This window comes from Psychrobacter halodurans, from assembly GCF_017498075.1.
GTDB classification, from domain to species: domain Bacteria; phylum Pseudomonadota; class Gammaproteobacteria; order Pseudomonadales; family Moraxellaceae; genus Psychrobacter; species Psychrobacter celer.
The window spans coordinates 100,772-111,339 of sequence record NZ_JAGBKN010000009.1 but is presented as its reverse complement, the minus strand read 5'-3'; the positions used below and the strand labels follow the sequence as shown (position 1 = coordinate 111,339).

The 10,568-nt window shown below is 48.9% G+C and carries 6 protein-coding genes and 2 tRNA genes; 4 read left to right on the top strand and 4 right to left on the bottom strand.

Annotated features, from left to right (window positions below; genetic code table 11):
• Positions 1-299 precede the first annotated feature (299 nt).
• Positions 300-3,107, top strand: coding sequence for an aconitate hydratase AcnA (gene acnA, locus J3491_RS06100; RefSeq protein WP_207969518.1), 2,808 nt, complete (start codon positions 300-302; stop codon positions 3,105-3,107).
• A 130-nt stretch (positions 3,108-3,237) separates the two neighbouring features.
• Here acnA and J3491_RS06095 read toward each other — a convergent pair whose 3' ends face one another.
• The 4 genes from J3491_RS06095 to gltX form a co-directional block, all read right to left on the bottom strand.
• Positions 3,238-3,891, bottom strand: coding sequence for a LysE family translocator (locus J3491_RS06095; RefSeq protein WP_207969517.1), 654 nt, complete (start codon positions 3,889-3,891; stop codon positions 3,238-3,240).
• A gap of 223 nt (positions 3,892-4,114) precedes the next feature.
• Positions 4,115-4,190: transfer RNA gene (locus J3491_RS06090), tRNA-Glu, on the bottom strand.
• 129 nt (positions 4,191-4,319) lie between these two features.
• A tRNA-Ala gene (locus J3491_RS06085) sits at positions 4,320-4,395 on the bottom strand.
• Positions 4,396-4,622: 227 nt separating this feature from the next.
• The gene (gene gltX, locus J3491_RS06080; protein WP_075102485.1) at positions 4,623-6,161 is read right to left on the bottom strand and encodes a glutamate--tRNA ligase; all 1,539 of its coding nucleotides are present in this window, start codon (positions 6,159-6,161) and stop codon (positions 4,623-4,625) included.
• 445 nt (positions 6,162-6,606) lie between these two features.
• On the opposite strand from gltX, the gene rsmH reads away from it, so the two are divergent.
• The 3 genes from rsmH to J3491_RS06065 all read left to right on the top strand — a co-directional run bounded on the left by rsmH (position 6,607) and on the right by J3491_RS06065 (position 10,509).
• Positions 6,607-7,620, top strand: coding sequence for a 16S rRNA (cytosine(1402)-N(4))-methyltransferase RsmH (rsmH, locus tag J3491_RS06075; RefSeq protein WP_207969521.1), 1,014 nt, complete (start codon positions 6,607-6,609; stop codon positions 7,618-7,620).
• A gap of 277 nt (positions 7,621-7,897) precedes the next feature.
• Positions 7,898-8,410 (top strand): cell division protein FtsL, encoded by a 513-nt coding sequence (ftsL, locus tag J3491_RS06070; RefSeq protein ID WP_075102489.1) that lies wholly within the window; start codon positions 7,898-7,900, stop codon positions 8,408-8,410.
• Complete coding sequence (locus J3491_RS06065) at positions 8,407-10,509, top strand: peptidoglycan D,D-transpeptidase FtsI family protein (protein WP_075102490.1); 2,103 nt, start codon at positions 8,407-8,409, stop codon at positions 10,507-10,509. The genes ftsL and J3491_RS06065 overlap by 4 nt, the downstream gene beginning before the upstream one ends.
• Positions 10,510-10,568: the final 59 nt, after the last annotated feature.

The following is a 10,568-nucleotide window of genomic DNA, read 5'->3' as shown; positions in this document are numbered from 1 at the left end:
CGATTGTGCCACGATTTGACTACGTCTAGACGTTAACAAAGCACTATATATTTGTTATGGTAAAAACAAGCTGATGTCAGGTCTTACAAGCATCTTTATAGCTTGAGTTGGTGAAAACATATGTCTTAGGATTTTGTCTTACATGGTTTTGTAATAATGAATGTTTTTAGTGCCTACTTTGACACAGTATTTCTTTAATAAACCAACATTTATTTATTGAGCCACCAATATCAACATAAATGCTAACTTGTAATTGGCCATTTATGTTTAGGATTTATAACAACGATAAGGAAGCTACCATGAGTGATATCTTTAATGTAAAAGACACCATTTCGGTCGATGGCAAGGAGCATGCCTATTATAGCTTGCCCAAACTTGCCGAGACTTACGACAATATCAATACGCTACCATACTGTATGAAGGTCGTACTAGAGAACCTATTGCGTAACGAAGATGATGGTCAGTCTGTCGGCAAAAACCACATCGAAGCAGTGGCCAACTGGGACGCTGGCGCTGAGGCGTCCAAAGAGATTGCCTTCATGCCAGCACGCGTGGTGCTGCAAGATTTCACCGGCGTGCCATCAGTCGTTGATCTGGCAGCGATGCGTGATGCAGTAGTAGAGCTGGGTGGTCGTGCTGAGCAAATTAATCCCTTTATCCCCAGTGAGTTGGTCGTCGACCACTCGGTACAAGTGGATGCTTATGGCCGCGAAGATGCGCTGGATCTCAACGAAAAGATTGAATTTAAGCGTAATAATGAGCGTTATGAGTTTCTCCATTGGGGCCGAAATGCCTTTGAAAACTTTGTCGTTGTTCCACCAGCGACCGGTATCGTGCACCAAGTCAACCTTGAGTATCTTGCGCGCGTGGTCATGGCAGCAGATATCGATGGCGAGCTGACCGCCTATCCTGACACAGTGTTTGGTACCGACAGTCATACGACGATGATTAATGGTATCGGTGTGCTTGGTTGGGGTGTTGGCGGTATCGAAGCCGAAGCGGCGATGCTCGGTCAGCCGTCTTCGATGCTGATTCCGCAAGTGGTTGGCTTTGAGCTGACAGGCAAACTCAGAGAAGGCGTCACCGCGACGGATTTGGTATTGCGCGTGGTCGAGATGCTACGGGCACATGGCGTGGTTGGTAAGTTTGTCGAATTCTACGGTGAAGGCTTGCATCAAATGCCATTAGCAGATCGGGCGACGATTGCCAATATGTCGCCAGAATATGGCGCGACTTGTGGTATTTTCCCGATTGACCAAATGGCGATTGACTATCTGCGTCTATCAGGCCGTGACGAAGCGCAAATTGAGCTGGTCGAAAAATATGCCAAGGCACAGGGCTTATGGCATGATGCCGATACGCCAGCGGCAACTTACTCAAGTAAGCTAGAGCTTGATCTGTCCTCTGTCCAGCCAGCACTGGCAGGCCCTAACTTACCGCAGCAGCGTATCAACTTATCTGATATGCACGAAAAATTCGGCGAAACGCTTGAGAAGATGACCAAAGACCGCAAGGCAGAAGTTGAAGGCAAGGTACGCTTTGATCAAGAAGGCGGTGAGCAAGAGCAAGCCAAAAACCTAGCAGCTAAGCCGAAAAACTGTGATGAAGACGGTAACTTCTGTAGTATCGTTGACATTAATGATGAGAAGTATAAATTACGTGACGGCGCGGTGGTGATTGCCGCGATTACCTCTTGTACCAACACCTCAAACCCAGCCGTCATGCTCGGTGCTGGACTGGTCGCCAAAAAGGCCGCTGCCAAAGGCCTCAAAGCCAAGCCTTGGGTTAAGACCTCATTGGCACCTGGCTCAAAAGTGGTGACGGATTACTTAGAAAAAACCAAACTGATGGATGAGCTAGAAAAAACAGGTTTTTACTTAGTTGGTTATGGTTGTACTACTTGTATCGGTAACTCAGGACCACTGCTTGAAAGTATCGAGCAAGGTATCGAAGAAAATGATTTAGTGGCGGCAGCGGTACTTTCTGGTAACCGCAACTTTGAAGGTCGCATTCACTCGCATGTCAAGGCAAGCTATTTGGCGTCGCCACCATTAGTCGTCGCTTATGCGCTGGCAGGTACGGTGGATATCGACTTAACCACCCATCCGCTCGGTCAAGACCAAGACGGCAACGATGTCTATCTAAAAGACATTTGGCCAACGTCAGATGAAATCAACGAGCTGATTGCCAATAATATCGATGCTGATATGTTCCGTAAAAACTATGGTGAAGTGTTCGACGGTAGTAAAGAATGGAACGCGATTAGCTCAGCCGATAGCCAGCTATATCCATGGGATGAAGGCTCAACGTACATCAAAAATCCACCGTTCTTTGATGGTATGACCATGGAGCCAGAAGGTATCCCTGATATCGAAGGTGCGCGTATCTTAGGTTTATTTGGTGACTCAATTACCACTGACCATATCTCGCCTGCGGGTAATATCGATCCAAACTCGCCAGCAGGTAAGTATCTGCAAGAGCGCGGCGTCATGGAAGCGGACTTCAATAGCTATGGCTCACGCCGTGGTAATGATGCAGTCATGACCCGTGGTACCTTTGCCAATATCCGTATCAAAAACCAAATGATGGGCGGCAAAGAAGGCGGCTACACCTATTACTTCAAAGATGACAAGTCGACGTTACAAGATGGCGAAGAAATGGCTATCTATGATGCGGCGATGAAGTATAAAGAAGATAAGCGTCCGCTCGTCGTCCTCGGCGGGGCAGAGTATGGCTCAGGCTCAAGCCGTGACTGGGCAGCAAAAGGTACGATTTTGCTTGGTGTAAAAGCGGTATTGACCACGTCATTTGAACGTATTCACCGCTCAAACCTTGTCGGTATGGGTGTATTGCCGCTGACTTTCAAAGATGGCGAAGATGCACAAACCTACAAGCTCGATGGCTCTGAAGTGCTGAGCATCACTGGTCTAAACAATGGCGAGAGCAAAACCGCTCAAGTCAGTGCCACCCGTGCTGATGGCTCGACCGAAACCTTTGAGGTCAATGTCGGCTTGCAGACACCAAAAGAGCGCGAATACGTGCGTCATGGCGGCGTATTGCACTATGTACTGCGACAGCTTGCAAGCGATCACAAAGACGCTGCGTAGTAAGTTGTTAGATTTAACTTAGCATTAACATTGGAAAAGCCCAGTTCCCTTAATGTAGGGGACTGGGCTTTTTTATGGGTAGGTTAGATTTTATACAAATCAGCTTATTTGATCATTGTTTGCAGTTTTTTTAACCCTTTTCAGTCAATAGCTTAACTCCCAAACCAACAAACACTACGCCGCTTATTTTATTTAAAATCACTTCGATAGCTGGGTTTTTTCTTAAGTTGGCACTAAATTTTGAGGCCAATAAAGCAAGGCACGAACACCATACAAAGCCCGTCAGCGCAAAACTCAATCCCAAAATCAGAAATGACAAGGCGCTATGAGTATAGCTAGGATCGATAAACTGCGGAAAAAATGCAAGGAAGAATAGCGCGACTTTTGGGTTAAAGACATTGGTTAATACGCCTTGTTTGTATATTTGCCAGTGCGCTATAGAGTTGGCAGGTGCCGATGGGCGACTTTTTGGCAAATGATTGGCCAGTAAAGAAGGCTGCTTGCTCATCAGCATTTTTATACCCAGATAGCATAAGTAGCTGGCACCGATATATTTTACAATCGTAAAGGCCAGAGGCGAGTTGATCAAAATGATCGATAGACCCAATGCGGCGAATACCGTGTGCACCAAGATGCCTGAGATGATACCGAGGACAGAATAAAACCCTGCTGCGCTGCCATGTGAGACGCTACGGGTGATGATATACATCGTATCGGTGCCTGGAGTGAGGTTTAGCAAAATCGCCGCCGAGACAAAGCCCAGATAGTTTTCGATACCGAACATGGCTCATACTTCCTTGTGATAGCAATAATAAGGGAGTGTTTTATTTATCGTTTATTTCGTAGTTTACATGGTATCGGTCATCATGAGCAGCTCATATCGATGGTTTTTATAAACGCCAAATGAAAAAAATCCCAGTCACCGGATGATGACTGGGATTTTTTAGTGTTCGCTTATTAGTCTAACCTGATGCTAAGCAAAAGTGCTAATAAGTGACGCCGAATAGTGGCGTCCCCAGGGGGATTCGAACCCCCGTTACCGCCGTGAAAGGGCGGTGTCCTAGGCCTCTAGACGATGGGGACGCATAGAGTGTCATAACCTATGGTTATAACGGTACTTCACAATATCAGAGCGCTTATTTATTAATAAGCCTTGCCTAGGTGCTGACATTGTTCTCAAAGCAATATTTATCCGTTGAGCGATAAATAGTATGGTGGAGCTAAACGGAGTCGAACCGTTGACCCCTTGCATGCCATGCAAGTGCTCTACCAACTGAGCTATAGCCCCTCGCTAAGAGTGTGCGTATTTTAGGTAAGACCAGCAGTCTTGTCAACCGCTATTTTTAAAATAATGCAAAATAATGCAAAAAAAGTCATTAAAAGTATTTAAATGGCTAATTATGGGCGTTTGAGTATGGGTGTTACATAAAAAAGAGCCAGTATCGAGCTGACTCTTTGTTATTATTTATCCATTCTACTCTTCATCGGCAAGTACAAGGATACCCTGCTGCCAAACTATGCATCAGCCAAAAAATTAGGCAGATCCGCCGCTTTTTTCTCAAGCTTTTTCAGTTTCTTTTTACCGAGGCCGCCTAAGACATCAACCGCATGACGCAAGCGCGTCAAGGTCATATCCGCACCGATAATCGCCATCGAGTTCATAACGGGCGTCGATGAGGTGCTACCCGCAATCGCGATAAAGAATGGCGCCATAAAGTCGCGCATCTTGATATCGAGGTGGGCGGCGAGGCCTTTTAGCGTGGTATAGATGTTTTCCTCCGACCACGTCGGCAGGGTCTCAAGCTGCCAAAGCGCCAGTTGTAGCAGCTCGATGATTTGCTCAGGCTCAAGCGATTTATGCGTAAAGCTCTCAGCGGTGATGTCTGGCAGGTTTTGGAAATAAAAGCCGCCCCAGTTGACCGCGTCAGACAACAGCTCGATGCGTGGCTGAATCGCAGCGGCGATCGCGGTGAGTTTATCGCTGTCACTGGCCCACTCAAGGATTTTGTTTTTAAGCTCTTCAGGTGTAAGCGCGCGTAGCCATTCGCTGTTTAGCCAATTGAGTTTTTCGGTATCGAAGATAGGGCCGCCAAGAGACACGCGCTGGATATCAAAGCTGGCAATCATTTCATCCAAGGTGAATTTTTCGGTATCGTCAGGCATTGAGTAGCCCATACGGCCTAGGTAGTTGAGCAGCGCCTCAGGTAGTACGCCGGCATCACGGTAGTAAGTAATTGAGGTTGGGTTTTTACGTTTCGACAGCTTTGATTTGTCGGGGTTACGCAGTAGCGGCATATGGCAGAGTGTTGGCATCTCCCAACCAAAGTAATCATAAAGCAGCTGATGCTTGGGGGCGGAGTTGAGCCACTCTTCGCCGCGCATAACGTGAGTGATCTCCATCAAGTGATCGTCAACGACGTTGGCAAGATGGTAAGTTGGCATACCGTCGGTTTTTAGCAATACTTGCATATCGACTTGCGCCCAAGGAATCTCGACGGTGCCGCGCAGCATGTCATGTACTTGGCAAACGCCGTCGGTGGGTACACGCATACGGATCACATGCGGGGTGCCCTCGCTTACCAATTGCGCAGTTTTTTCTGGAGGTAGGTGGGCACAGCGGCCGTCATAGCGCGGGGTCTCGCCATTGGCCATTTGTTCAGCGCGCATGGCGTCTAGCTCTTCTGTAGTACAAAAACAGCGAAACGCATGGTCGCTTGCTATCAGCTGCTCGGCGTGTTTTTTATAAATATCGCTACGCTCGCTCTGACGATAAGGCGCATGCGGGCCACCAACGTCTGGCCCCTCGCTCCAGTCAAGTCCGACCCAGCGTAGCGCGTCCAAAATCATCTGCTCAGATTGGGCAGTTGAGCGCGTTTGATCGGTGTCCTCAATACGCAAAATAAACTCACCACCGTGGGCTTTGGCAAAGGCTAAATTAAAGAGCGCAATATAAGCGGTACCGACATGCGGAAAACCAGTCGGCGAGGGCGCAATACGCGTGCGAATAGGGCGGGCGTTGCTCGTGTCGGAGGGAGCATGGGTCGATGTTTGCATAATAAAAATCTCAAAATGTCGTGGGCGATAAGTAGCAACAATAGCCACAAAATAGCTGAAGAAAAAATATGACTAAAATAGCAATGAAAGAGTGGCCGTCAATAGCAAAAAATAGCGTAAAATATAGCGCTAGTATAACAGACAGCTGCGATATTTTTAATGAAAAGCCTGTCTAGTGCTTGACTCACCGTGTATCCTTGCGATAATAAGGTCAAGCAAGACATAACTTGTTTATTTTCATCTGATTTTTTACTATTACCGGCCGATATGGCCATCATCTACTGAGTCGTTTGTGTCCACATTGAATGATAAGCCAAATAATAAGCAAAACAGTACGTCCACTTGCAAACAAAGCCCTTCTTTGGCCACTGACCCTGCCAAGTCGGCGGCTGATTTATCTGCTGTAACCTCTGATACTGCGCAGCCCATCCGTGAGGGAGCGTCTGTGTGCGCGGCGTCCAGCGAGCAGCGCTTTGTCCATGATGCCGTGCTATTGCAAGAGACGGTGGCGGCGGTACTGGGCGTCAAATCTCTTCCCAAATGCACAGATGACGCCCCACAACCCAGCTTGCAAATGAGCGGTATCTACGTCGATGCTACCTTTGGGCGTGGCGGTCATAGCCGTTTATTATTGAGTCATCTGAGCGACGACGCGACGCTGGTGGTGTTTGATAAAGACCCGACAGCAATTGCTGTGGCGCAAGAGCTGGCCGCTAGTGACAGCCGTGTCAAAGTGGTGCATGATAGTTTTGCGACATTGACGGACAGCCTAGCGGCGCTGGGTATCGATCAGGTGGATGGCTTGATGGCAGATTTGGGCATCTCATCGCCGCAGATTGATGATGGTAGCCGCGGTTTTAGTTTTATGCGTGATGGGGCGGTCGATATGCGTATGGATACCAGTCGTGGCCAGTCGGTGGCCGAATGGCTCGAGCAGGTCGATGACGAAACCTTGGCCAATGTGCTTTACGAGTTCGGCGAAGAGCGCCACAGTCGCCGTATCGCGCGCGCCATCAAGCAGATGGACAGCTATGAGTCCACGCTTGAGCTGGCAGAGGTGATCAAAACGGCGCACCCCAACTGGCAGCGCGGCAAGCATCCAGCGACCCAAAGCTTTCAGGCCATGCGTATTTTTATCAATAACGAGCTTGGCGATGTCGATGACTTTTTGGCGCAAAGCATTCCGATTTTAAAAGCAGGTGGTCAGCTGGCAGTGATTAGCTTTCACTCCTTAGAGGACCGCCGAATCAAGCAGTTTTTGCAGCGCCATAGCAAAGGGCAATATCCAGAGGATGATAATCTGCCGATGCCACCCAAACGTCCGCGCTATTTTGGTAAGCCAAAACGGGTGGGGCCTAGCAAGAGCGAGATCAGCGGCAACCCGCGCGCGCGCAGTGCTTGGTTGCGACTGGCCACGCGCAGCGATGTTGAGTATCAACAGGCGGCAAGCCAAGATTAGCTACATTGTCAGTGAAGCGGTTTAAGAGTAGTCATATCGCTTTGCTGTTGTTTGTCTAAATAAGATAAAAATGTGCGAATGGCTACGCTAGTGTTAAAAAGCTGTAAATATTACCTGCTAGGCTCAGCAGTTGGTTTTTTGTTTGTAGCGCGCATGACAGTGATATTTGGTTTTATGTCACCGATGCGGCCTGAGTGTCTGATAGAGACATTTGCGCATAAAAACCATTTAAAACCGTCGCCGATTTTATATTTGAAGTCCACTTTTTGAGAGCGTCATGGCAATATCTGACAAACCTACTCGCCGCGCCGGCACCCCTCCTAATGTCGATATCGGCGAGCTGTTTGTGCGCCGGTTTAATGTGGTCAGCATTTATGTGGCGATTTTATTATTGCTGGCGGCGGCAATCATCTGGAGCGGTATCAAGACCGCTGAAGGCGTCCAGCAATACCATCAGGACTATAAAACCTTGCAAGACATGAAAAAACAACAGCGCAAGCTACAAGTAGAGCATCAGCGGTTGCTTATCGAGCAGCAAACCTTTAGCGCCACGCCGCAAATTGCCAGCCGCGCTGTGGCCGAGCTTGGCATGTATTCTCCAACCCTCAAAGACAAGTTGATTATTCAGCCAGGCGCTCCTACGGCACTGGCGCCAGCCGCCTCTAGCGAGGCAGATATCACCGCCAATGACAGTGATGTCATACAAGAGGTTGTCAGTACCGATTTGTCGATTGACGCGCCGCCTAGAGCTACATCAATTAATACCAATGCGGCGGAGGCTGGGCGATGAGTGAAAAAAAATCCAAAGCCAAGACCGGTAAGTCAACAGCAAAAAACAACAGCAAAAAACCCACCAGTGGCAAAGTCACCAAGCCGCTGCGCCGTGTCAGTGCGGCCAATTCAGGACAAAAAAATAAAAAAACTGATAGTAGTGCGGCAGATAGCCGTAAGGCCAAGCTGTTTGGGCGACTAAAAAAGAATGACAATCAAGGTGCTTATACCAGTGTCAAAAACCGTAAAACCGCGTTTTTAAATAAAGCATCAGGGGCGTCCTCACGGGGCGGTTTTGAGCAAGACAAAGCGCGATTTTGGACGGTTTGGGGATTGGCGCTTGCCATATTGGTCGCACTGATAGGCCGTGCTTACTACATTCAAGTCGCCAATGCCCAGTTTTATCAAGATAAGGGCAATGAGCTGATCACCAGCGTACGCACACAAACATCTTATCGCGGTATGATTACCGATCGCAACAAACTGCCACTGGCAGTGAGTGCGCCGCTGGCGACAGTGTCCTTTAGTCCGCATGACTATGCGCGTGAATACTATGAGCTAAAACGCATCATTTTGACCAACCCTGACAGTCCGCAGCTACGAGCGCGCATGCAAAAACGCTTGGATGCTATGGATTTGACGACCTTGGCCGCTGCCGCCAATATCTCAGTCAGTGAGCTAAAACGAGTCACCGCGATCGATGACAGCATCGATGTCACCGACGAGGAAGCAGTAAAAGCAGCGTTGCCATCAGGCGCAGGCTCGCACTACTTACCGCTTCTTAATAAAGTCACGCCAGAGATTGCCCAAAGTGTCAGCTCTTTAGATTTCCCTGGGGTGTATGAAAAAAACTTCTTTCAGCGTTATTACCCGCAGCCTCAGCCCAACTCGCAATTGCTCGGCTTTATGGGACAAAACGCCAATGATCCTGAGGGCGGCTATGAAGGGCGTGCGGGTATCGAACGTCAGTACGAAAAGGAGCTGGCGGGCAAAGATGGCAAGGTACTGGTGCTAAAAGATGCCAAACAAAACAGCCTAAAAGAAATCAAGCAAGTCGAGCCTGAGATACCGGGCAAAGATGTGGCGCTGACGATTGACTCGCGTCTGCAGTATCTGCTTTATAAAGAGTTAGAAAAAGCAGGACGCCTACAGCGGGCGCGCTGGTCGACAGGTATGGTCGTCGATGTACAGACAGGCGAGGTGCTCGCCCTCTCGACCTGGCCGTCATTTAATTCCAATAACCTCAATGAGATGACCGGTGAAAACCAGCGAAACCGTGCGCTGTTAGACGTCTTTGAGCCAGGCTCAGTGATGAAGCCATTTACTGTGGCTGCGGCGTTAGACTCGGGTAAATATACCGCGACATCATTGATTGATACCAATCCAGGCTCTATCCGTGTCCGTGGTTATACCATTCGCGATCACCGTAATCTCGGCATGATCAACATGGGCACGCTACTACAAAAATCGAGTAACGTCGCCTCGACCAAGATTGCATTGTCCCTGCCGCCTGATGCCATTACCAATATGCAAAAGCAGTTTGGCTTTGGTAAAAAAACCCCATTACAGTTCCCTGGTGAGGGTAGTGGTCTGGTGGTCACGCCAAAAGAAAAAGAAACCTCGCGCCGCGCCACCGTCAGTTATGGTTATGGTCTGCAGGTGACACTTGCGCAGGTCGCACAGGCCTATTCGGCGCTGGCCGCAGGCGGTGTCATGCATCCGCTGACATTGATCAAAGACGACAAACCGCAGCCAAGCAAACGCATTATGGCGCACGAGCAGGCGATGTCTATCGTGCAGATGATGGAGAGCGTCACCGAGCCGGGTGGTACCGCGAAAGGCGCGGCCATTGACGGCTACCGTGTGGCGGGTAAAACAGGAACGTCGCGCCGTATCAACCCCAAAGGTGGCTACTATACTGACCAGTATCGCAACGTCTTTGCGGGTATGGCACCAGCATCAAACCCAAGGCTGGTGGGCGTGATGCTCATCGAAGACCCACGCGCGCAGATTTATGCGGGTCTGACTGTCGCTCCTGTCTTTCATAATGTCATGAAAGAGGCGCTGCGTTTGTATAATGTGCCTTTAGATAAACCGCTAAAAACCGAAGAGCCATAAGTATCTTGCCACACAAACACGACGACTGATGTCGGTCAGTATCCAGCGCCAGCCGCTGA

What these genes read in the sequence shown, in the direction of transcription:
- acnA (WP_207969518.1), top strand. Translation starts at nt 300, where the DNA reads ATGAGTGATATCTTTAATGTAAAAGACACCATTTCGGTCGATGGCAAG.
- J3491_RS06095 (WP_207969517.1), bottom strand. Translation starts at nt 3,891, where the DNA reads ATGTTCGGTATCGAAAACTATCTGGGCTTTGTCTCGGCGGCGATTTTG.
- gltX (WP_075102485.1), bottom strand. Translation starts at nt 6,161, where the DNA reads ATGCAAACATCGACCCATGCTCCCTCCGACACGAGCAACGCCCGCCCT.
- ftsL (WP_075102489.1), top strand. Translation starts at nt 7,898, where the DNA reads ATGGCAATATCTGACAAACCTACTCGCCGCGCCGGCACCCCTCCTAAT.
- J3491_RS06065 (WP_075102490.1), top strand. Translation starts at nt 8,407, where the DNA reads ATGAGTGAAAAAAAATCCAAAGCCAAGACCGGTAAGTCAACAGCAAAA.